This is a genomic window from Micromonospora echinofusca (genome assembly GCF_900091445.1).
GTDB lineage: Bacteria > Actinomycetota > Actinomycetes > Mycobacteriales > Micromonosporaceae > Micromonospora > Micromonospora echinofusca.
On the sequence record NZ_LT607733.1, the window covers coordinates 6,653,791 to 6,676,630 of the forward strand.

Below are 22,840 nucleotides of genomic sequence, written 5' to 3' on the forward strand. Positions count from 1 at the left end.
CCCCGGGCCGGGTCGGGTGCCGGCGGGGCTCCAGGGACCCGGTCGGTCCTTCCGGACGCCTCGTACCCTCGTCGCCAGACATGGCTGGGACACCTCCTCGTCGACGTGCCCGGACGGTGACCGGGCGGGTCGGTTGTAGGGCATGGCGGGCGTCGGCCGGCGCCACGCTGTCGGGCGCCCTCGCGAGTGCCGAACTCCCTGCCGGGGTCAGTAGACGGCCGCGGCGGCCGACCGCTGCGACGAGGGCAGCTGGTGCGGCAGGCAGATCCGTTCCGGTTCCCCGGTGAGCAGGTGCCGGGCGACGTCGGCCCCCATCTTCATGGCGTGGTCCATGTTGCCGTACTCGTACATCCAGACGCCGAAGCGGCCACGGGAGTAGATGCCCCGTCGTTCCAGGTGGTCGAGGATCAACGCCACGGCGTCCGTGCGGTCCAACGTCGGGATCGGGTACGCCATCGGGATCCGGCGCACGTACCGGGAGACGACGGCGCCGGAGTCGGGCAGCAGCCCGGCCCGCTCCAGCCCGGCCACGGTCTGCCGCACCGCCGCGTCGTCGTCCGGCGAGCCGCCGTCGGCCGGCAGGGCGATCTCGGCGAGGTACGACAGGTGGCGATCGTGCGGCTCCGGCATGTTCGCGCCGGCGAACAGGCCCATGTTGGTGATCCGGTAGAACGGGTAGTCGGCCTCGGGGAAGTACAGCCAGTGCCACGCCGGGTCGACCCGGCCCCGGGCTCCGACCCCCACCACCAGCACCCGGTTGTGCCGCAACGCCGCGGTGGCGGCGCGCACCTCCGCCGGGCACCGGGTGAGCGCCGACACCAGCGCGGTCAGCGGCATCGTGGAGACCAGCCGCTCGTACGGCAGCACCTCGCCCGAGCCGTACGTGACGGTCCGGGCGTCCGGATCGATCCGCCGCACCGGCGCCTCGTACCGCACATCGGGCAGCCGGGCCGCCAGGCGTCGGAACGGCTCACCAATGCCGCCGCGGCCCGGGTAGCTGAAGGTGCTGTTCGGTCCCCAGCCGGGAGCGGTCCGCCGCTCGACGAGGTTGCGCAGCGCGCCCCGCCAGTCGACCGTGGCCACCCGGTGGGTCACCCAGTCGGTGGACATCTCGTCGATGGGCACCGTCCACAACTTCTCGTGGTACGGCCGCATGAACCGCTCGACGACGCCGGTGCCGAAGTTCGCCAGCAGCCAGTCCTCGTAGTTGCGTACCGTGCCGTCCGGCCGGTCGATCATCTTGACCAGGCAGTCCACGGCCTCGTCGGTGGGCAGGGCGCTGAGGTTGTGCTGGAACGGGTACGGCACCCAGCTGTCCCCGTAGCGGATGTAGGAGGAGCGCTGGTGGCGCAGCACATCCCCCTCCATGACGTCGTCGAGGAGGGCGTCGAAGTCGCCGAAGTAGCTGAAGGCGACGTGCGCACCCTGGTCCCACACGAATCCGGCCCGGTCCGTGAAGGAGGAGGCGAGCCCGCCGGCCACCGCCCCGCGTTCGAGGACCACCGGGCGCGCGCCGGCGCGGTGCAGTTCGTGGGCGGCGGCAAGCCCGCACGGGCCGGCGCCGATGATGAGATGGTCGTGTCGCATCCGTGTGTTACCTCCGCGAGCGGAATGGGGACGATCCGGCGGCTCGGGCGGTCGGCCCGGCCGGACCGGGGCTCAGTCGGCGGGCATCGGCCGGATGACGACGCTCGCCAGGTCGACGCCCTCGGGCTGGCCCAGCACCCAGAGGATGCTGTCGGCGATCTGGCCCGCTGTCAGGCTCCCGCCCGCCGGGGTGCCCCCGGCGGGCGCCCAGAAGGCGGTGTCGACCCGGCCCGGCGCGATCAACGTGACCCGGATCCCGTCGCCGGTGACCATCAGCCGGATGTTCTCCGCGAGCCCGGTGACCGCCCACTTCGTGGCCCCGTACAGGTTGCCGCGGGTGGCGACGAGGCCGGCGAGGCTGCCCACCAGGATGATCTGGCCACGGGTGCGGCGCAGGCTCGGCAGCGCAGCGCGCACCAGCAGGGCCGGCCCGAGCACGTTGACGAGGACCATCTCCCGCCAGCCTCGTGGGTCCCCGTCGTCCATGCCGTCGAAGGTGGCCATCCCGGCGTTCGCGATCACGGTGTCCAGCCGGCCGAAGCGCTCGACCGTGGTGCGTACGGCCCGCTCCACCGCGGCGGGGTCGGCCGCGTCGCCGGGCACCACCACCAACCGTTGTCCGGCGTCGGCCCGGGCGGCGAAGCGTGCGAGCCGCTGCGGGTCACGGCCGGTCACCGCGACCCGGTGGCCCCGGCGTAGCAGCCGCTCGGCGGTCGCCGCCCCGATGCCGCTGGCGCCGCCCGTGATCAGGGTGACCGGAGTGTCCGGCATGGCAGCCTCCTCCTCGGCACCGGCGGCACGGGGTCGGCGGCCGGGCCCCGGCGCGGCCGGCGATGTCGCGCCCGCCGCAACCATCTTCGGCCGCCGTCACCGGTCCGGGCTTCTCTGAGCTTGCCGGGCCCGGACACGCGTGCGGGGCAGGGCCCAGGCCGGCCCTGCCCCGGACAGACGCGTGCGGGGCAGGGCCCAGGCCGGCCCCACCCCGGACAGACGCGTGCGGGGCAGGGCCCGGGCCGGCCCCACCCCGCACGCGGGCTCACTCAGCCGGCCTGCGCGGGCGCCTCCGCCGCGGCCGTGCCGCTGGCCGGCTTCTGCGGCTTCGGCGGCGGGGGCACCGGGGCCACCTTGCGCAGCGCGGCCACGGAGAGGACGGCCAGGCCGAGCACGACGATCGCCCCGACCAGGGCGACGGTGTTCAGACCGGCGGTGAAGGCGTCGTGCGCGGCGTCGACCAGGCCGCTGCCCAGCGGGCTGGGCAGCGACCGGGCGGCGGTTTCCGCAGCCTCGACACTGGCCCGGGCGGCCTGCGCCGCCTCGGTGGTGACGCCAGAGGGCAGCCCGTCGGTCAGCTCGGTGCGGTAGACGGCGGCGGCGACGCTGCCCAGGGCCGCGATGCCGAAGGCCACCCCGAACTCGCTGCCGGTCTGCATCACCGCCGATGCGGAGCCGGTCTTCTCGGTGGAAACCGCCCCGATCGCCAGGCCGGTCACCAGGCCGAGCGGGATGCCCACGCCGAACAGCACGATGCCGAAGCCGATCAGCACGGGCGCCAGCCCGCCGGTGCGGGTGACCTGGCTGAGCACCACGTACCCGAGAGCCGCGACGACCATCCCGAAAGCGAGCACGTACGCCGGGCGGATCCGTTGCGCCAGACCGGGGCCGAGCATGAGTCCGACGATCAGACCCAGGGTCGGCGGCAGCATCCACAACCCGGTGCCGAGGGTGGAGAGGCCCTCCACCGTCTGCAGGTGCAGGGTCACCAGCAACGAGCTGCCACCCTGCACCGCGCCGCCGAGCAGGCCGAAGATTACCGCGGCGGCGAAGATCTGGTTGCGGAACAGCTTGGTGTCGAGCATCGGGTCGCGGAGCGACCGTTGCCGCACGACGAACGCCACGGCGGTCACGAGGCCGACGACCACGGCGGCGACGGGCACGGGGGCCCAACCGTTCTTGGCCAGTTCCTTGAGGCCGAAGATGACCAGCAGCACGCCGGCCAGGGAGAGCGCGACGCTGGCCAGATCCAGCGGGCCCCGGTGCGGGTTGCGGTACTCCGGCAGCAGCCGTGGACCGGTCAGCAGCAGCAGGAGCATCACCGGCACGCCGATCAGGAACACCGAGCCCCACCAGAAGAACCGCAGCAGGACACCGCCGACGACCGGGCCGATCAGCAGACCGCCCATGAAGCAGCTCATCCAGGAGGCGATGGCCATGCCGCGCTGGGCGGGATGGGCGAACATGTGGCTGATCAGGCCCAGCCCGCAGGGCATGACGGTGGCGGCCGCCACGCCCATCAGCGCCCGGGCGCCGAACAGCATCCAGAACGACGTGGAGAAGGCGGCGACCACCGAGGTGACCCCGAACAGCGCCGCGCCCAGCAGCAGCAGCTTCCGCCGGCCGACACGGTCGCCCAGGCTGCCCATCGTGATGAGGAAGCCGGCGGTCATGAAGCCGTAGATGTCGACGACCCAGAGCTGCTCGGTGCTGTTGGCACCGAGCGCCACGCTCAGGTGTGGCAGGGCGAGATAGAGCACGCTGAGGTCCAGCGACATCAGCAGCGCGGCGAGGGCCAGCACGGCCAGTCCGGCGAATTCGCGGCGGCCCGCCAGCGCGCCGGGAGCGGCGGAGGCGTCCGACGGCATGTCGGCATGGGACGACATGTTGATCCTTCCTTCTCGTCGGCCGTCCGGGGACGGCGGAACAGGGTCACCGGACGTACGGGCGGCTCTTCCGGTGATTGCGCAACGCCTCGCCCCACCAGACCAGCTCGTCGAACATGCGCCGCGCGTCCAGGGACACGGCCTCGGCCTCGACCGGCTGGCCGTCGGCGTCGAAGAGCGCCCGGTGGTTCGGCAGGCTGACGGTCTCCCGGATGGTTGCCGACCCGAGCGCGGCGAACACCTGCCGGAGTTGCTCGGCGGCGCGCAGGCCGCCCGCCGGGCCGCCGTAGCAGAGGAAGCCGACCGGCTTGGCCTGCCACTCCTCCCGGTACCAGTCGACGGCGTTCTTCAGCGACGCCGGAAAGCTGCGGTTGTGTTCGGGCACCACCACCACGAAGGCGTCCGCGCTGGCGAGCCAGGGGCTCAGGTCGCGTACGGCCTGCGGCCGCACGTCGCCCTCGGCGAGGCGTACCTCCGGCAGACGGGCCTCGGCCAGCTCGATCAGGTCGACCTGGAGGTCGCTGCGCAGCTCGGCCTGGCCGGCGAGCCAGCGGGCCGCGACCGAGCCGAAACGCCCGGCCCGGATGCTGCCGACGACAATTGCCAGACGTAATCGCGATGACGGCATTCCACGAACTCCTCGCATTTTCGTTGGCCGGCGTCCGTCGAAGTGGTATTAGCCCAGGTCATTGTCGCCGCGGGGGGTTCCGGAATCGTTCCGGTGCTGTTCGGGCGCGTCGGAGCAACGCCGAAACGCCTCGTCACGCATTCTCTGCGGCTCCTCGGTTAGAGTGTCCGCATGCGCTTTGGTGTGCTCGGCCCACTGGAGGTGTGGACCACCAATGGGCGGCACGTCAAGATTCCCGAGTGGAAAGTCCGCGCACTATTGGTGAACCTGCTCGCGCAGTCCGGTCGGGCCGTCACGGCGGACCGACTGATCGACGATCTGTGGGGTGACCGGCCGCCGGCCAACCCGCACGCCGTGCTCCGCAGCAAGATCTCGCAGTTGCGCCGGGTGTTGCGCGACGCCGAGCCGGGCCTGCCCGACCCGGTCGTGCGGCGCGGGGCCAGCTACGCGCTGGACCTCCCGGCGGACGCGGTCGACGCGCACCGCTTCGAGGCCCTGCTGGCCCGGGCGGAGCACCTCGGTGATCGGCGGCAGCGGGTCTCGGTCCTGGCCGAGGCGCTCGCGCTGTGGCGCGGACCGTGCTTCGCGGGTTTCGCCGACGCACCGTTCGCCGCCGGCGCGGTGGCCCGGCTGGAGGAGCGGCGGCTGACCGCGCTGGAGGAGCAGGTCGCGCTGCGTGCCGAGCTCGGCGAGGACGTGACGCTGGTCGGCGAGCTGGCGGACCTGGTGGCCGACCATCCGTTGCGGGAGCGGTTCCGGGCCGCCCAGATGCGGGTGCTCTACCGCCTCGGCCGGCAGGGTGACGCGCTCGCCGCGTACCGGGACCTGCGCGAACGGCTCAGCGAGGAACTGGGGCTCGAGCCGGGCCCGGCCGTGGTGGCCCTGCACCAGGCGATCCTGCGGCAGGAGGAGAGCCTGGCGGCGGCGCCCGCCGCTCCGCCGGTCCGGCGTCGGCTGACCAATCTGCCCACGCCGCTGACCGGCCTGGTCGGCCGCGACGGCGCCGTCGACGAGGTGCGCGCACTGCTGGAGGCTGGCCGGCTGGTCAGCCTCGTCGGCCCCGGCGGGGTGGGCAAGACGAGGCTGGCGGTCGAGGCCGCCCGCGGGCTGACCGCGGACTTCCCCGACGGCGTCTGGCTGGTCGAGCTGGCCGCCCTGGACCGTACGGCCGGTGCGGCGGACCCGGCCGAGGCCGACCGGCCCGCCCTGCAGGGCCTGGTCGACCGGGTCGCCGCCGAGCTGGACGTGCGGGCGCCGACGGGTGCCCGGTCCTGTGTGGAGAGGCTGGCGGACGCGCTGCACGACCGCCGCCTCCTGCTGGTGCTGGACAACTGCGAACACGTGGTCGACGACGCGGCGGAGCTGGTCCGCCGGATGCTCGGCGGGCTGCCCGGTCTGCGTGTGCTCACCACCAGCCAGGAGCCGCTGGGGGTGGCCGGTGAGCAGGTGTGGGTGGTGCCACCGCTGGCGCTGCCCGAACCGGGGGCCGACCACGACCCGGCGCGGTTGTTCCGCTACGGCGCGGTCGAGCTGTTCACCCTGCGCGCCCGGGCCGGGGCGGCCGGCTTCACGATCGGGCCGGAGAACGCCGCCGATGTCGCGGCGGTCTGCCGCCGCCTGGACGGCATTCCGCTGGCGCTCGAACTCGCCGCCACCCGGGTCCGGGCGATGGGCATCCGCCAGCTCGCGGCCGGGCTGGACGACCGGTTCGGGTTGCTCGCCTCCGGGCGGCGTTCCGAGCCGGCCCGGCAACAGACGCTGCGCGCGATGATCGACTGGAGCTGGGAGCTGCTCAGCGGCCCGGAGCGGGCGCTGCTGCGCCGGCTCGCGGTGCACGCCGACGGTTGCACGCTCGCCGCCGCGCGCGAGGTCTGTGCCGGCGGTGAGGTGGATCCGGCTCAGGTGCCGGACCTGTTGGCCCGTTTGATCGACCGGTCCCTGCTGGTGCCGACGGAGCAGCCCGACGGCCCCCGGTACCGCCTGCTGGAGTCGGTCGCCGCCTACTGCCTGGAGCAGTTGAGCGAGGCGGGCGAGCTGGCCGAGGTGCGCGCCCGTCACGCCGAGTGGTACACGGCCCTGGCCGAGCAGGCCGACGAGCGGCTGCGGGGAGTGCACCAGCGCACCGCGTTGCGCCAGATGGACGCCGAGGCGGCCAACTTCCGCGCCGCGCTGCGCGTCTGCGTGCACCGCCGCGACGCCCACCTCGCCCTGCGCCTGACCTGTGCGCTGGCGTGGTACTGGGTGCTGCGCAGCCGGGTCGGGGAGGGGCGCCGGGCGCTGGCCACCGCGTTGACCGTTCCGGGCGTCGCACCGGAGGGCCTGCGCGGCACGGCGATGACCTGGCAGGCGGGCATCGCCGCGCTGGCCGGCGAGCCGCCGGACGCCCTGATCGAGCCGCGGTACGCAACCGCGAAGAGCTACGTCGACGATCCGCACGACCCGGCGGGCCGGGCCCGCGCCGCCCTGCTGCTGGCGGTGGTCACTCCGCTCGATGTCACCCGGCCGGCCGCGAACCCGGTCAACCGGCTGTTGGCGACCTTCCGCGCGCTCGGCGACCGGTGGGGGGAGGCGGCGGCGCTGGCCGTGCTGGCGTACCACGCCCAGTTGCGCGGCGACTTCTCCGCCCTGCGCCGCGACGCCGAGCGCAGCCTGGTCCTCTTCCGCGAGCTGGGCGACCACTGGGGCATCCTCCAGGCGACCACCCCGCTGGCTGAGCTGGCCCAGTTCACCGGGGAGTACGACCGCGCCGGCCGGTGGTTCGCCGACGGGTTGCACATCGCGCAGGAGCTCGGCCTACGCGCCGAGGTGGCGCGGCAGCTCAACGGGGCGGGCCGGATAGCCCAGCTCCAGGGCGACAACGTCCGTGCCCGGGAGCTGTTCCGGCGGGCCCGTACGCTCGCCGCCGAGGAGTCGGTCAAGGCCATGGAGCAGGTCGCCGACCTCGGGTTGGCGGTCGCGGACCGGTGGGAGGGCAACCTCGACGCGGCCGAGCGGCGGCTGCTGCCGTGGTTGAGCTGGAACCGTCGGGCCGCCTGGCCGGCGGGCATCGCGGCGGTCCAGGCCGAGCTGGGCTTCGTCGCTGAGCAGCGCGGCGATGTCGACACCGCCTCGGAGCGGCACCGGGAAGGCTGGGAGGCCGCCCGGCAGACCCGGGAGAGCCGGACGGTCGCGTTGGCGCTGGAGGGCCTGGCGGGGGCGCGGGCGGTGGCCGGCGACGGGGTGGGCGCCGCCCGGCTACTCGGCGCGGCGGCGGCGACCCGCGAGTCGGTGGGGATGGCTCTGCCGCCGGCCGAGCGCGGAGACGTGAAGCGGATCGCCGCGCTGGCCCGTGGCGCGCTGGGCGAGGACGGCTTCAAGAGCGAGTTCGAGTACGGCGCCGGTCTGCGGCCGGAGGAGTGTGTGGCGCGGGCTCTGACGGAGAGGGCCGGCACCGTCGTCGCGGACGGGCGGTAGCGGCGCGGGCCCGCGTGGCGGAACCAGTCGAACAGGTGAGGTGCCCACAGGGCACGGAGGAAGAGGTGGATCATGACCGAGAGCATCTCCGCGACCGGCGGCACGACCGTCCGGGCGAACGGGGTGGAGTTGTGCGTCGAGACCTTCGGCCGGCCCGGCGACCCGGCCGTGCTGCTGCTGGCCGGGTCGACGTCGTCGATGTTGATGTGGGACGAGGAGTTCTGCCAGCGGCTGGCCGACCACTCCCGCTTCGTGGTGCGCTACGACTACCGGGACACCGGGCGGTCGGTGACGTACCCGCCCGGGAAACCGCCGTACGCCCTGCGTGATCTCGCCGCGGACGCCGTCGGCGTGCTGGAGGCCCTCGACCTGCCCGCAGCCCACCTCGTCGGCCAGTCGATGGGCGGCATGGTGGCCCAACTGGTGGCGCTCGACCACCCCGACCGGGTCGCCTCCCTGGTCCTGGTCTCCGCCAGCCCCGGCGTGCCGGGGCCGGAGAACCCGGACCTGTCCGCCATGCCCGACGAGTTCCAGAAGGCGTACGCGGACGTCCGGCTGCCCGACTGGTCCGACCGGGAGCAGGTCATCGAGTACCGGTTGTCCCTGCAACGGCCCTGCACGGGCTCCGACCGCGCGTTCGAGGAGGGGCGGTACCGGCGGCTGATCGGGCGCGAGTTCGACCGGGCGGTCGACATCGAGGCGAGCATGAAGAACCACTTCGCCATGGCGGACGTGCCCCCGTGGCGCGAGCGGCTCGGCGAGCTGGCCGTGCCCACCCTCGTGATCCACGGCAGCGACGACCCGGTGCATCCCTTCGACCACGCCACCGCGCTGGTCCGGGAGATCCCGGGCGCGTCGTTGCTGCGTCTCGACGGGGTCGGCCACGAACTGCCCAGCCAGGACTGGGACACCATCGTCGCCGCCGTGGTGACGCACACGGCCTGACCGCCGCCCGTACGGCCGAAGTGAGCAGCCTGCGAGATGTCCGGCCCGCCGGGCCCCACCATGCTGGGACGGAGGGGCCCCGGCCGGGCCATGGCGCGGTCCGGCGACCGATCCGGCGCCCCGATCCACGTCGTGGTCCGCCGCCCCCGCCCTGGCGGGTCGGCGCGGCGGGTCGACCCAGGAGGAGCGCTCATGCGGATGCGGATGTTGGCAGGGATCGTCACCCTGGGGGTGGTCGCCGGCTTCGCCGGCGTGGCCCCGGTGGGGGCCGGTGAGCGGCCCCGCGTGCCGTCGGTACGCGACTGGTCCGTCGCCGGGCAGAACACGCACAACACGCGGCACGCTGCGACCGAGCGAACCATCGACGCCCGCAACGTCGCGCGGCTGCGGCCCCGCTGGGTGTTCACCGCCAACGGCGACATCAACGCCACTCCGGCGGTGGTGGACGGCATCCTCTACGTGCCGGACGCCGGTGGGACGCTCTGGGCCATCCGTGCCTCCGACGGCACGCCGGTGTGGTCGCATCCGATCAGCGACTACACGGGGCCGCCGGTCGACGGTTCCCGCACCACCCCGGCCGTCTCCGGCGACCTCGTCGTGATCGGCAAGGGCTTCACCATCGAGTCGCCCAGCGGGGCCGCCGTGATCGCGGTGAACCGGGGCGACGGCTCGCTGCGCTGGCTCACCCAGGTCGACCCCAACCCGCGGGCGAAGGTGACCGGCGCCCCCGTGATCGATCGGGGCGTGGTCTACGTCGGCATCTCCTCGTCGTCGGAGATCCTGCCGCCGCCGCACACCTTCCGGGGCAGCGTCGTCGCACTCGACCTGCGTACCGGCCGGATCCTGTGGCGGACCTACATGGCACCGCCGGGCTACACCGGCAGCGCCGTCTGGGGGAGCAACCCGGTTGTCGACCGTCGCCGGGGCCTGGTCTACGTCGGCACGGGCAACAACTACACGGTGCCGGAGGGCGTGTGCACCCACCCCGAGCAGACCGACTGCGAGCTGCCGGCCGCCGACGACTACTTCGACGCGGTGGTCGCGCTCGACCTGCGGACCGGCCGGGTCCGCTGGGTGCACAAGACCATGCGCGCCGACGCGGTGTCCGAGCTCGACCCGCCACCGGGCACCGACATGAACTTCGGCTCGTCGCCGAACCTCTTCACCACCACGATCGGCGGGCGCCAGCGCGAGCTGCTCGGGATCGGGCAGAAGAGCGGCGACTACTGGGCGCTGGATCCGGACGACGGCCGGGTGGTGTGGAAGACCAAGGTGGGGCCCGCCGGCGGCATGGGCGGGATCCAGTGGGGCTCGTCCACCGACGGCCGGCGGATCTACGTGGCGCTGGCCAACTCGGACCGTATCCCCTTCAAGATCCCCTCTCCCGACGGCGGTGAGATCACCCTGACCGGCGGGATGTGGGCGGCGTTGGACGCCTCGACCGGCCGCATCCTGTGGCGCACCCCCGATCCGCAGGGCGCCATCGACATGGGCTACGTCACCTCCGCCAACGGCGTGGTGTACGTCGGCTCCGGCGCCGGCACCGGCGACAACATGTACGCCCTCGACGCCCGCACGGGCGCCATCCGGTGGCGGTTCGCCAGCGGCGGCTCGGTGATCGCGGGTGCCGCCGTCGTCGACGGGTCCGTCTATTGGGGATCCGGGTACCACATCGGCACCGGCAACAACAAGCTGTACGCCTTCGACCTGCGCTGACCGGTAGGCCGGGCGGGGCGGCCCGCCCCGCCCGGCGTCCCACCAACGTCTGGGTGGCTGAGGGATCATGATCGAATCTGGTTCGCGGACCGACCGTCGGGAGCGGCGCGGCGTCACGCCCGGCCCGGGCGCCGGCACGGCGCTCTGGCCCGATCCGCCGATGCGCGGGATCCTGCTCGCCGGCGGCACCGGCTCGCGGCTCTGGCCGGTGACCAAGGCGATCTCCAAGCAGCTCGTCCCCGTCTTCGACAAGCCGATGATCTTCTATCCGTTGTCCACGCTCATCTCGATCGGCATCCGCGAGATCCTGGTGATCACCACACCCGGCGACCGGGATGCCTTCGTCCGCCTGCTCGGCGACGGCTCCCAGTGGGGGCTGCGGCTGGAGTACGCCGTGCAGCCCCGGCCGGAGGGGATCGCCCAGGCGTTCCTGATCGGCGAGGAGTTCCTCGGCGGGCGCAGCTCCGCGCTGATCCTCGGGGACAACCTGTTCCACGGCGTCGACCTTGGGCGCTGGTCCCGGCCCGGTGCCGGGGTGGTGGGCGGGCACATCTTCGCCTGGCCGGTGCCGAACCCCTCGGCGTACGCCGTGGTGGAGTTCGACGACGCCGGCCGCGTGCTGTCCATCGAGGAGAAGCCGTCCCGCCCGCGCTCCCGGTACGCCGTACCCGGCCTCTACTTCTACGACAGCACCGTGGTGGAGGTCGCCCGCGGGCTTCGGCCCAGCGCGCGCGGCGAACTGGAGATCACCGCCGTCAACGACCACTACCTCCGGCAGCGCCGGCTGGGCGTGACCGTCCTCGACCGGGGCTCGGTGTGGCTGGACACCGGCACCGTCGCCGACATGGCCCGGGCCAACGAGTACGTCCGGGTCGTCGAGGAGCGGCAGGGCTGCAAGATCGGCTGTGTCGAGGAGGCCGCCTGGCGGGCCGGGCTGATCAGCGACGCGGAGCTGCGCGAGCTAGCCCGGCCGCTGTTCAGTAGCGGGTACGGCGAGTACCTGCTGGGGCTGCTGGGCTGACCGGCCGCGGCCGGGCCGGCATGATCGAAGAAGACGCCGTCCCCGCCCGGGGTCGAGAATTGGGACGCGGGCGCACCGGTCGCGACTGCCGGGGCGGTCCCCCCTCCGCCCGCACCCGCCACAGCCGAGCGCCCGCCGCCGGCGGTGCGCTCCCGCCACCCACCGCAGAGACGCGGGGTGACCCATGCCGTCACGACGACCGGCCGGACCCGGCCTGCGCCCCCGCCCGGCCCGGGCGCCGCCGGGGCCGGTAACCACCGGCGGGTGAGTGCCCGCCGTCACCGTCGAGCATCCGGGGGCCGCCAGATGGAAGGGTCGATCATCCGCCGCCTCACCCACGACCACACCCGGGTGCTGGTGTCCGTGTCCGGCCTGCCGGGAGCCGCCGACGTCGCCGCCGTCCTCGCCGCCGTCGGCCGGGTCGGCGCGGTGGCGGAGATGCTGACGCTGCTGCCGGCGCCCGACGGCACCGGGCTGAGCTTCGTCACCGCCCGGTCGGACGGCCCGTCGGTCCTGGTGGCACTGGCCGAGAGCCGGCCGGCGGGCGGCACCGTGAGCGTGCGCTGCCGCGACGACGTGGCCCGGTTGACCCTGCACGGCCAGGGGATCCGCGCCGACCCGCAGGTGCTGCCCAGGTTCCAGCACGCGCTGCACGGGGTCGGGGTGACGACGCTCGCGATGTCCGTGTCGAACACACTCGTGGAGGCGGTCTGCGCCGCGGACGTACTGCACCGGGCGTTACGCAGCCTCGCCACCGCGTTCGGCTGCGAGGCGTCGCCCGTGCCGGCGCCCGCCCCGACGCACCGGCCGCGCTCCCTGCCCCTCCCGGCCGCCCGGCCGGCCGTGGCGGCCCGTCCCGTGCCGCCACTGACCATCGCCCGACGTTAGGAGAGACCTGTGCGCGTCCTGTTCGTCACCCCACCCGCCCTCGCCTCGCACCTGTTCGTGCTGACCCCGCTGGCCTGGGCCCTGCGTACCGCCGGACACGACGTCCGCGTCGCCACCCAGCCGGACCTCGCCGAGAGCATCGTGCAGGCGGGCCTGACCGGCGTGCTGGTCGGCTCGGGCATGGGGGAGACCCTGATGAGGGTCGCCGCCGCCGAGCCGGCGGAGAAGCCGGCCGCCCCCGACCGCCCCCGGCAGGAGGACTACGCCCGCGAGGACCCGTACGGCGAGCTGGACTACCTCACCCGCCACCTGCTGCGGCACCTGTGCCCCGACGACATGCTCGACGATCTCGTCGGCTTCGCCCGCGCCTGGCGTCCGGACCTGGTGATCTGGGACGGGCTGAGCTATGCCGGCGCGGTGGCGGCCCGGGCCTGCGGCGCCGCGCACGCCCGCCTGCTGTTCGGTGCCGACGGGTACGTCCAGCTCCGTAACGCCGCGCTGCGCCGACGCCCGGACCGGGACCCGCTGCGCGAGTGGCTGGAGCCGCTGCTGGAGCGCTACGGCAGCGGGTTCGACGAGGACGTGCTGACCGGCGACTGGACGATCGACACCCAGCCGCCGTGGATGTGGCGTCCGGCGGGGGCCCGCCACCTGCACGTGCGGCCGACCGCGTTCAACGGCCCGTCGATCGTGCCGGACTGGCTGCACCGACCGGACGGACGGCCGCGGGTCTGCCTCACCCTCGGCGTCTCGCACCGGGCCGCCGACGTCGCCGAGGCGACCGCGGCGGACCTCTTCGAGGCGGTCGACGGGATGGACGTGGAGGTGGTGGCCACGTTGAACGCCGCGCAGGTGGGCGACACGCCCGTACCGGCGAACGTGCGGCTGGTCGACTTCGTGCCGCTGAACGTGCTGCTGCCCACCTGCCGGGCCGTGGTCCACCACGGCGGCAACGGCGCGTCCGCGTCGGCGTACGAGCACGCCGTTCCGCAGCTCGTGGTGCCGGGGACGTACTGGAGCGAGAAGTGGTTCGGCCCGCTGGCCGTGGCGAACGGGGTGGAGGACCAGGGGGCCGGCGTCTACGTGGCCGACTCGGACAAGCTGACCGGGGAGCTGCTGCGCAAGGCGCTGGACCGGGTGCTCGGCGACCCGTCGTACGCCGAGAACGCGAAGCGGCTGCGCCGCGAGCTGCTTGCGGTGCCGACGCCCCGCGACGTGGTGCCGCTGCTGGAGGGGCTGACCGCGCAACACCGCCGCGACCGGCCCTGACCGGGTGCGACGAGCGCGGGCCCGGCCGGACGACGTCCGACCGGGCCCGCGCTCCTTGCGGCTCAGCCGCGGGATCGCTCGGCCACGAACTCCCGGATCGTGCGCCCCACATACGTGGTCATCTCCTCCGTGATGCCGGGATAGACGCCGATCCAGAAGGTGTTGTCGACGATGATGTCGCTGTTCTCCAGGGTTCCCACCACCCGGTAGTCGACCTGGCGGTACGCCGGGTGACGGGTGAGGTTGCCGCTGAACAGCAGCCGGGTGCGGATCTGCCGCGACTCCAGGTGCAGCACCAGGTCGTTGCGGGTGAACGGGGCCGACGGCCGGACCGTGATGACGAAGCCGAACCAACTGGGGTCGCTGTCCGGGGTCGCCTCCGGCAGCAACAGGCCCGGCACCCCGTCGAGGTCGGCGCGCAGCTGCTGCCAGTTCTTGCGCCGGGCCTCGCCGAACGCGGCCACCCGGTCGAGCTGGCGCAGCCCGAGTGCGGCCTGCAGGTCGGTCGTCTTCAGGTTGTAGCCGATCTGCGAGAACGTGTACTTGTGGTCGTACCCGAAGGGGAGCGTGCCGAGCTGGCAGCCGAACCGTTTGTGGCAGCGGTCGTCCTCACCGGGCCGGCACCAGCAGTCACGTCCCCAGTCCCGGAAGGACTGCACCAGGTGCGACAGCTCCAGGCTGTTGGTCAGTACGCAGCCGCCCTCGCCCATCGTGATGTGGTGCGCGGGATAGAAGCTGACCGTGCTGAGGTGTCCGAAGGTGCCGGTCGGCCGGCCCTGGTAGAGCGAGCCCACCGCGTCGCAGTTGTCCTCGACGAGCCACAGGCCGTGCTCCTCGGCCAGCGCCATCATACCCACGGCGTCGAAGGGGTTGCCGAGCGTGTGGGCCACGATGATCGCCTTGGTCCGTGGCCCGATCGCGGCCCGGACCCGCTCCACGGTGGTGTTGTAGGTGCCGAGGTCCACGTCGACGAAGACGGGCACCAGGCCGTTCTGCACGATCGGGTTGACGGTGGTGGGGAAACCGGCCGCCACCGTGATCACCTCATCGCCCGGGCGCAGCCGCCGGTCGCCCAGCTCCTGCGCGGTGAGCGCCGACAGGGCGAGCAGGTTGGCCGAGGAGCCGGAGTTGGTCAGTTGCGCCTTGCGCATCCCGAAGTGGCGCGCGAAGCGCCGCTCGAACTGCACCGCGTACGTGCTCGCCGCGATCCGCATGTCCAGTGCGGCCTCGACCAGCGCGGCCCGCTCCGTCTCGTCGAAGACCGGGCCGGACGAGAGAACCGGCGTCTCGCCCGCCACGAACTCCCCGGCGCCGCTCTGCTCCCGGTGGTACTCGTGCACCAGTTCGAGGATTCTCGCCTTGAGGTCAGTCATGCCTGCTCGCCCTTCTCTCTTCCATGAGTCGCGTGGCCGGGTCGTCGGCGTACGCGTACGCCCAGACGTCCCGGACGGTCGTGCTCAGCGAGCGGCGCGGCGACCAGCCGAGCACCGCACGGGCCCGCCGGATGTCCGCCAACTGCCAGCCCGCGCCGGCCGCCCGGGCGGTTCCTGCCGGGGCCGGCACGAGGACGAGGTCGTGGCCGACCCCGCTCGCGCCGGCGAGGGCGCGGACGACCTCCTCCGCCGAGCGGGCCACGCCCGAGCCGACGTTCAGCGTCCGGTCGTCGCCCACCGCCGCGGTTGCCGCCGCGACCACCGCGTCCGCGACGTCCCGGGCGTCGACGTAGTCGCGGTGCTGCCGCAGGTTCAACAGGCGCAGCTCGGCCCGCCCGCCACGGCCGCGGGCGGCCCGCAGCGCGGCCAGCGCGGCACCCAGCACGCTCACCGGCGACATACCGGGCCCGATCGCGTTAAACACGCGCAGCACCACGGCGTCGAGCCCATGAGCGGCGGCGACCGCGCCCAGCCGGCGGCAGCCCTCCAGCTTGGTCCGGCCGTAGGGGCTCGTGGGCCGGGTGGGTGTCCGCTCGTCGATTGCGACCGGCGGCGGCACCGGGGCGTACTCCAGGCACGAGCCGAGATGCACGAGCCGGGCCGGGACCCCGCTGTCCGCCAGGGCGAGCGCGATCTGCTCCGGCACCTCGGCGTTGGCCACCGCCATCGCCGCCGGCTCGGGACGCCAGATCAGCCCGGCCGCGTTGACCACGAGGGCTGGCGACAGGTCGCGCAGGGCCGGCGCCAGCACGGGGCGCAGCGGCCCGGCGGGGGGCAGGGTGATCCGCCGCGGCCCGTCCGGGTGGCGGGCGGCGGCGACCACCTGCCAGCCGGCGGTCGTGAGCGCGGAGCGCACATGCCGTCCGAGGAAGCCGCTGGCACCGACCACCACGGCGCGCGGGCGGGTCACGGGGTCTCCACACCGGCGTGGCGGCGGACCGCGTCGGCCAGGGCGGCCCGGCCGATCACCTCGTCGTGGTGGCGGCGCAGGTCCCGTCGCGTCGTCACCGCTGCGGCGAAGTCCGCGACCAGCGCGGCGAACTGGTGGTGGCCGCGGAGGGTGCGCCGCCGGGTGCCGGCCGCGTCGTGCAGGCTCAGCACGGGCCGGTGCTCCGGCGGCGGGGTGAACGCGCGTTCCAGCACCAGCCGGCCCTCGCCGCCCCACAACTCGTAGGCGTTGCGGTAGGCGTGGCCGAAGCCGAACGACACCGCCGCCTCGACGCCCTCCGGGGAGGCGAGCAGGGCGGAACCGGCGACGTCCACCCCCGACGGCCCGGAGAGCAGGTGGGCGCCGATCACCCGCAGTTCTCGCCCGAGGAACATCTGTGCGGTCCGCAGGGGATAGAAGCCGAGGTCGAGTAGCGCCCCGCCGCCGAGTTCCGGCCGGTAGCGGGTGTCCTCCGGTGGCAGCGGCGGGATGCCGAACACGCTGGTGAGAGTGCGCAGCGGGCCGATCTCGCCGGCGGCGACCAGCCGCCGGACGGCCTCGTGCTGCGGGTGCAGCTGGAACGCCGCGTTCTCCATCAGGACCAGGTTCGCGGCGGTGGCGCGGGCGACCAGCTCGCGCGCCTCGGTGCCAGTGCGGCCCAGCGGCTTCTCGGCCAGCACGTGCCGGCCGGCGGCGAGGGCGGCGGCGACCCACCGCGGCAGCAGCCCGGCCGGCAGCGGCACGTACACCGCGTCGATGTCGTCGCGGTCGAGCAACCGGTCGTATCCGGTGACCGGCGCGGCGCCGAACCGGTCGGCGAACCGCCGCGCACGCCGGCCCTCCCGGCTCGCCACGGCCACCAGCCGCAGCCGTGGCTCGGCGAGCACCGCCGGCAGGGTACGGCGCCAGGCGATGTCGGCGCAGCCCAGCAGGCCCAGCCGGAGCGGCTCGGGGCGGTTCACGGGCACGACCCGGCGAGGCTGTAGAGCGCGGCGAGCAGCGACCGCCCCTCGACGTTGACGTAGTGGCTGTGCGCCAGCAGCGTGGCAAGCTGGCGCGGCGTGACCCACCGGAACTCCTCCGACGGTCGCACCGGCACGCGCTCGTCGGCCTCCACCACCATGTACCGGTTCTCCGCGTGGTGGAACCGGCCGCCCTCCTCGGAGAGCACGCAGTCGTATCGGATCCGTTCGCGCGGCGCGGACAGCACCGCGTCCAGGAACGGTGGCCGGCGCGACATCGGCAGGTGGGCGTAGTTCTCCGGCCGGCACTGCACGGTCGGGCCGATCTCCGGCGCGTCCCGCAGACCTGGCTGGACGGCCGCACGGGCGAGCACGTGCAGCACTCCGCCGATCGGCCGGGCGAGGAACGCGACGATGCCCCGCCCCCGGGGCCGCAGCAACGGCTGCCGCCAGCCGGGCACCTCCCGGACGGTGGTGCGCACCTCCACGCCGATGATGCCGAAGTGCCGGCCGCCGTCGTGGTCGATCGCGTACCGGTCACGGTGCCAGCCGCTCACCGTCGACAGGCCGATCCGCCGAACGTCCAGGGGACGGTGGCTGCGCAGCGCGGTGAGCCAACTCAACACGTCGACGTCGCGCTCCACCGCGCCGGCGGTGGGGGAGAAGCCCCGGGCCACCAGGCCGGCGAACGCGTCGCCCGTCGTCCTGGTCGGCGGGGGCAGCGCCGCCGCCAGGCAGGCCAGTACCGTGCGGGTGTCCATGTTGACCACGTTGTCGAGGCCCATGAGCAGTTGCAGGTCCCGCAGGGTGATCCAGCGGAAGTTCTCCTGCGCGGGGACCGGTCCGGCCGCCTCGACCACCATGTTCCGGTTGCGCTTGCCGAGGAACCAGGAGCCCTGCTCGGACTGCAGCACGTCGGCGACCACGCTGCCCCGCGCCGGCCGGACGAAGTGCTCCATGTACGGGGTCCCGGCGCCGCCGTGGATGCGCGTGTAGTTGCTGCGGGTGGCCTGCACCGTCGGGGAGATCTGCACCCCGTTGACGTTGCCGGGCTCCATCTTGGCCTGGACCAGGCACTCCAGCCCGGCCCTGCGGCGCACCAGCAGGCCGAGCAGCCCGATCTCCGGTTGGGAGATGATGGGCTGCTGCCAGCCCGGCACCGGCCCGCCGTCGCCGCGCACGTCCAGCCCGGTCACCGTGAAGAACTGACCGCTGCGGTGCCCGAGGTCCCCGGTCACGGGGTCGGTCCGCCAGTCGCGCAACGCGTCCAGCGGCACCTGCGTCACCGTGCTGGTGCTGGCTTCGCGCCGCTGCTCGTACCATTGCCGCAGGTCGGGATCGGGCCAGCCGGTGCCGGTGGCCGACGCCGTGCCGGCGCGTGCCGCGCCGGTCACCGGTCTGCCCCCCGTCGGAGGGCGGGCCGGCCGGAGGGGACGCGCGGCGCGGCGGTCACCGGGGACCGCCAGGGGCGGTGCGGCGGCACGGTCAGCGCGGGTCGCATGGCGTGACCAGCCGTTCCAGGACCCGGACCACCTCGTTCGGGGTCGGCTCCGCCAGCACCTCGGCCCGCAGGCGGTCGGCGGCCGCCCGGAACGACGGCTCGGTGACCAGCCGCAGGACCGCCTCGCGGACCACCTCGGGGGTGACCTCCTCCTGCGGGATGCTCAGCCCCGCCCCCAGTTCCTGGATCCGTGCGGCGCGGACCGGGGCGTCCCACTGGGCCGGTACGAGGGTGAGCTGGGGCACCCCGTAGCGGGTGGCCGTCGCGCCGATGCCGGCCGCACCGACGTGCACCACGGCCGCGCAGGAGGGCAGTAGCGCGTGCATGGGCACGAAGTCGACCAGCCGTACGTTGTCAGGCAGGTCGATCGTCTCGCCCTCGGGCGGCACCAGCGTGGCGACGACCTCCAGATCCAGGTCGCCGAATGCCTGGAGGGTCTTGAGCGGGAGCGGGTCGTGGCCGTGGAAGCCGCGCATCGAGATGCCCGCCGTGATGCAGACCCGGGGGCGCGTGGGTGGCTCACGCAGCCAGTCCGGCAGCCGCGACGGCCCGTTGTAGGGCACGTACTGCGCCGTGACGGTGGGTAGGCCGAGCGGCAGCCGCATGCTGGCCGGGGACTGGTCCAGGGTGTGCTGGCCGGTGATCAGCTCCTCGTCGTACGAGGCGCCGAAGCGCTCCGCGGTCTGCGCCAGCCACTCGCCGAGCGGGTCCCGTCGCCGCTGCGGCGGCTGCTGTGCCAGCAGTGACAGGAAGTGCTGCCGCATCCGGACCATGACGTCGGCGCCCCAGAGCAGGCGTACGTGGGGGGTCCCGGTGGCCCGGGCGGCCACCGCCCCGGCGAAGGTGAACATCTCCCAGACGATCAGGTCCGGCTGCCACTGCCGCGTGTAGGCCACCAGGTCGTCGACCATCGGGTCGTTGAAGACCTGGCCCGAGTAGATGGTGGCCTCCCGCAGGAAGCGGACGAAGTCGTCGTACGCCACGCCGGCGGGGTCGATGAGCACGTTCGCCACTCGCTCCGACCAGCCCTCGTCATCGGACTTCTCCACCAGCACCTGGTCGAAGCTGTGGTCCCGGCCCACCGACACGGCGGGCAGCCCCGACGCGACGATGGTGTCCTGGAGCGCGGGCTGGCTGGCGATCCGGACCTCGTGCCCCGCGGTACGCAGCGCCCACGCCATCGGCACCATCTGGAAATAGTGGGTCCGTTCGGCGTAGGTGACGAAGAGAACCCGCATCTGATAACCCTTCCTGAATGGATCGGGGGAATGTCGGGCGGCCGGCTCGAATTGATCGGCAGGTGTCTTGTCCACAACGGCCTCGGGCCGATTCCGGAGCGGCTCGCCTGACGCCCGTCGGGTGCCCGGCTCCCATTCTGCGTCCGTCGCCCTCAGGGGGTCTTCTCGCAGATTGCGCGGTCGATGACCCCGCCGAGCAGCCCGCCGGACGCCGCAGCGGCCACCCGCGGTGCCGCCGCGGCCAGCACGGTCAGCGCGGCGGCGTAGCCCGGCGGCGCCGGCAGGTCGGTGAGGTGGGCGGGCGGGCGCACCCGCGACCGGTAGCGCAGCAGGGTCGGCCCCGGTCCGAGGACGACCTCCGACATGGGCACCCGCAGCCCGTCGCCGGTGGCCTTGAGCACCGACTCCTTCCTCGTCCAACACCGCAGGAAGCCGGCCCGGGAGCGGATCGGGTCGCCCTCGTCGGGGCCCTGGATCCGCCGGGCCAGGCGCCGCCAGTCCAGTTCCACCTCCTGCTCCACGTCGAGGCCGACCGGCCCGGCGGCGGTCACCGCCACGCCGACGAGCGTCCCGGCGTGCGTCACCGACAGGTGCAGCGGACAGCCGGGCAGGGTGACCCGGCCGTGCGGGCCCCCGCAGTCCGGGCAACGGCGCCGCAGGGGCACCCGACGCGCCGGGACGCCGAGGCTCGCGCCGACGGCCAGCCGCGCCAGGGCCGCGCCGAGGGTGAACCGGTCGCGGTCGGCGTCGCGGGCGAAGCCCTCGCGCCGCCGTAGCTCGTCGGCGTCCAGCAGTTCCAGATGCGCGGAACGCAATTCCTCCAACCGTGCCCACCAGACTTCGCACAATTGGTCCGACCGCATTCGAAAATGATGGCACGGGTGCGCCGATTGCGTGGCCGGCATCAGTTCCGCGGGCTGCGCAATTTCAGAGATGCACCCCACGGAGGGTCGGCCGACGATGGTGACGGAATGACCACCGAATAGGGGTCGCGACATCCTGCGGCCCGAATTCCGGACGGGCCCGCCCTCCGCTCGCCACCCGGCGGAGAGGCCCGGTTGTCGTGTGCCCGCGAACGGAGGAAGCCATGCGCACCCAGCTCCGGTCCGACACCCCGCTGCTGGAGTTCTGGGAGGCCACCCGGCTGAGCGCCGACGACGCCCGCTACCCGGACCAGGCCGAGCCGGCCGCCGGCACGGAGGAAGCGATCCGGGCCGCCCTGGCCGGCGTGCTCGTCCGCGGGTGCGGCCAGCGGACCGGCACCGTCCTGGCCAAGGGCGGCAACTTCGTCCAGGCCCGCACCACCCCGTCGGCCGGCGCGCTGTACCCCTTCGAGGTGCTGGTCGGCGTGAGCGTCGGCGAGCGGTGCGTCACCTACCTGTACGAGGTGGACTCCGGGCAGCTCAACCCGCTCGCCTCGGCGCCACCGGTGCCGCTGGCTGAGCTGGTCGCCGAGGCGGGGCTGGCCGACGCCGCGCCCGCGCCGGTGCACGCCGTCGTCACCCTGGTCGCCCGGCCCTGGACCGCGATGGCCAAGTACGGGCGGCGCGGCTACCTGTACACCTACCTCGACATCGGCCACGCCGCCACGAACCTGGCCCTCGCGGCCCGGGCGGCCGGCCTGGAAGCCGCCATCCACCTGCGTTTCCGCCGCCAGTGGCTGACCCACGCCCTGGGCCTGGCCGGCACCTGCCGGGAACCGCAGGCCGTGGTGACGGTCACCGTGCCCGGCCCGGCGTCGGCCGGCCGAGCGGCCGTCGAGCCGCCGACCGGCGGGGACGGGGTGCTCACCCCCGTGTGGCGGGACCGGCGGCAGGCCTGGCTGGAGCCCCCGGGTGACCCGGAACGCCGGAACTTCGAGGCACTGCGGGACATCAGCCTCTCCTACGCGCCGACGGCGGTCGTCCGCCCCGGCCAGGTCACGTCGGTGGCCGAACCACCGGTGGCCGACCCGTCGGCGGACGTCGCGTTGCGCCGGAGCACGGGCGGGCCGGTCGCGCACGCGGCGCTGGCCGCGCGCCGGCAGTCGGCCAAGGGCTTCCTCCCGGCGGCGGTCTCCCTCGACCAGCTCGCCGGTCTCCTCGACGGGCTGGACGGGCGGCTCGCCGCCGACTTCGCCGAACTCGCCGGGGCCGGCGTCGGAGTCCGCCTGGTGGCGCGCGCGGTGACCGGGATCGCCCCCGGCGCGTACGCCTACTCCGTCCGACGGCACGCCCTGCACCCGGCCGGCGGCGGTCCGGTGGACGAGGAGGACGTGCTGGCCACCTGCCAGCGGCAGGACGGGCTGCGGCACGCCGGCGCGCTCGTACTGCTGCACACCCCGCTGCGCGAGCTGCTGCGCGAGCAGGGCCGGGCCGGCCTGGCGGAGGTGCACCTCCACGCCGCCGCCGTGGCGCAGCGCCTGTGCCTGAACGCGGCCCGGGAACGCGTCGGCGTCACCTGCGTCGGCGGCTTCGACGAGGCGTACGCCGCCCGGCTGGGACGCCTGCCCCGGGACGAGGAAGTGATCTACCTGATCGCTGTGGGGGTCGCCGACCCGGCGGCCCGGAAGGCCGACCGGGATCCGGTCGCGTACAGCCACGGCCGCACGGCCGCCGGCTTCATCTGAGCACGG

At 74.1% G+C, this 22,840-nt stretch carries 17 protein-coding genes; 7 read left to right on the top strand and 10 right to left on the bottom strand.

All coding sequences use genetic code 11. The features are described 5' to 3' along the window. Positions 1 to 207: 207 nt before the first annotated feature. The 4 genes from GA0070610_RS28765 to GA0070610_RS28780 all read right to left on the bottom strand — a co-directional run bounded on the left by GA0070610_RS28765 (position 208) and on the right by GA0070610_RS28780 (position 4,872). Positions 208 to 1,587 (bottom strand): protoporphyrinogen/coproporphyrinogen oxidase, encoded by a 1,380-nt coding sequence (locus GA0070610_RS28765; protein ID WP_089002934.1) that lies wholly within the window; start codon positions 1,585 to 1,587, stop codon positions 208 to 210. Positions 1,588 to 1,659: 72 nt separating this feature from the next. Then, positions 1,660 to 2,358: an SDR family oxidoreductase gene (locus GA0070610_RS28770; RefSeq protein WP_089002935.1), complete on the bottom strand. Its 699-nt coding sequence runs from the start codon at positions 2,356 to 2,358 to the stop codon at positions 1,660 to 1,662. A 269-nt stretch (positions 2,359 to 2,627) separates the two neighbouring features. Next, positions 2,628 to 4,244 carry an MFS transporter gene (locus GA0070610_RS28775; protein WP_231925842.1) on the bottom strand — a complete coding sequence of 539 codons (1,617 nt, stop codon included), beginning with the start codon at positions 4,242 to 4,244 and terminating at the stop codon, positions 2,628 to 2,630. A 46-nt stretch (positions 4,245 to 4,290) separates the two neighbouring features. Continuing rightward, positions 4,291 to 4,872 carry an NADPH-dependent FMN reductase gene (locus GA0070610_RS28780; RefSeq protein WP_089002937.1) on the bottom strand — a complete coding sequence of 194 codons (582 nt, stop codon included), beginning with the start codon at positions 4,870 to 4,872 and terminating at the stop codon, positions 4,291 to 4,293. Positions 4,873 to 5,043: 171 nt separating this feature from the next. Between GA0070610_RS28780 and GA0070610_RS28785 the strand changes: the two genes are divergently transcribed. From GA0070610_RS28785 to GA0070610_RS28810, 6 genes are all read left to right on the top strand, one after another. Beyond that, positions 5,044 to 8,325 (top strand): BTAD domain-containing putative transcriptional regulator, encoded by a 3,282-nt coding sequence (locus GA0070610_RS28785; RefSeq protein ID WP_089002938.1) that lies wholly within the window; start codon positions 5,044 to 5,046, stop codon positions 8,323 to 8,325. 72 nt (positions 8,326 to 8,397) lie between these two features. Beyond that, positions 8,398 to 9,270: an alpha/beta fold hydrolase gene (locus GA0070610_RS28790; RefSeq protein WP_089002939.1), complete on the top strand. Its 873-nt coding sequence runs from the start codon at positions 8,398 to 8,400 to the stop codon at positions 9,268 to 9,270. A gap of 198 nt (positions 9,271 to 9,468) precedes the next feature. Continuing rightward, positions 9,469 to 10,986, top strand: coding sequence for an outer membrane protein assembly factor BamB family protein (locus GA0070610_RS28795; protein WP_089003803.1), 1,518 nt, complete (start codon positions 9,469 to 9,471; stop codon positions 10,984 to 10,986). A gap of 160 nt (positions 10,987 to 11,146) precedes the next feature. Further along, entirely contained in the window at positions 11,147 to 12,007 is an 861-nt protein-coding gene (gene rfbA, locus GA0070610_RS28800; protein WP_089003804.1) for a glucose-1-phosphate thymidylyltransferase RfbA, read from the top strand. A 306-nt stretch (positions 12,008 to 12,313) separates the two neighbouring features. Continuing rightward, on the top strand, positions 12,314 to 12,895 hold the full coding sequence (locus GA0070610_RS28805) for a hypothetical protein (RefSeq protein ID WP_089002940.1): 582 nt from the start codon (positions 12,314 to 12,316) through the stop codon (positions 12,893 to 12,895). Positions 12,896 to 12,904: 9 nt separating this feature from the next. Next, positions 12,905 to 14,164: an activator-dependent family glycosyltransferase gene (locus GA0070610_RS28810; protein WP_089002941.1), complete on the top strand. Its 1,260-nt coding sequence runs from the start codon at positions 12,905 to 12,907 to the stop codon at positions 14,162 to 14,164. 62 nt (positions 14,165 to 14,226) lie between these two features. Here GA0070610_RS28810 and rfbH read toward each other — a convergent pair whose 3' ends face one another. From rfbH to GA0070610_RS28840, 6 genes are all read right to left on the bottom strand, one after another. After that, positions 14,227 to 15,537, bottom strand: coding sequence for a lipopolysaccharide biosynthesis protein RfbH (rfbH, locus tag GA0070610_RS28815; protein WP_089002942.1), 1,311 nt, complete (start codon positions 15,535 to 15,537; stop codon positions 14,227 to 14,229). Next, positions 15,530 to 16,507, bottom strand: coding sequence for an NAD-dependent epimerase/dehydratase family protein (locus GA0070610_RS28820; protein ID WP_089002943.1), 978 nt, complete (start codon positions 16,505 to 16,507; stop codon positions 15,530 to 15,532). The genes rfbH and GA0070610_RS28820 overlap by 8 nt, the downstream gene beginning before the upstream one ends. Next, a complete protein-coding gene (locus GA0070610_RS28825; RefSeq protein ID WP_197697778.1) occupies positions 16,504 to 17,493 on the bottom strand; it encodes a Gfo/Idh/MocA family protein in 990 nt (329 codons plus the stop codon). The genes GA0070610_RS28820 and GA0070610_RS28825 overlap by 4 nt, the downstream gene beginning before the upstream one ends. Continuing rightward, positions 17,484 to 18,881 (bottom strand): NDP-hexose 2,3-dehydratase family protein, encoded by a 1,398-nt coding sequence (locus tag GA0070610_RS28830; RefSeq protein ID WP_172896614.1) that lies wholly within the window; start codon positions 18,879 to 18,881, stop codon positions 17,484 to 17,486. The genes GA0070610_RS28825 and GA0070610_RS28830 overlap by 10 nt, the downstream gene beginning before the upstream one ends. 91 nt (positions 18,882 to 18,972) lie before the next feature. Next, a complete protein-coding gene (locus GA0070610_RS28835) occupies positions 18,973 to 20,226 on the bottom strand; it encodes an activator-dependent family glycosyltransferase (protein ID WP_089002944.1) in 1,254 nt (417 codons plus the stop codon). 152 nt (positions 20,227 to 20,378) lie between these two features. Next, positions 20,379 to 21,041: a 4'-phosphopantetheinyl transferase family protein gene (locus GA0070610_RS28840; RefSeq protein ID WP_157747267.1), complete on the bottom strand. Its 663-nt coding sequence runs from the start codon at positions 21,039 to 21,041 to the stop codon at positions 20,379 to 20,381. A 272-nt stretch (positions 21,042 to 21,313) separates the two neighbouring features. Between GA0070610_RS28840 and GA0070610_RS28845 the strand changes: the two genes are divergently transcribed. Beyond that, on the top strand, positions 21,314 to 22,834 hold the full coding sequence (locus GA0070610_RS28845; protein WP_089002946.1) for a nitroreductase family protein: 1,521 nt from the start codon (positions 21,314 to 21,316) through the stop codon (positions 22,832 to 22,834). The last annotated feature ends 6 nt before the right edge of the window (positions 22,835 to 22,840 follow it).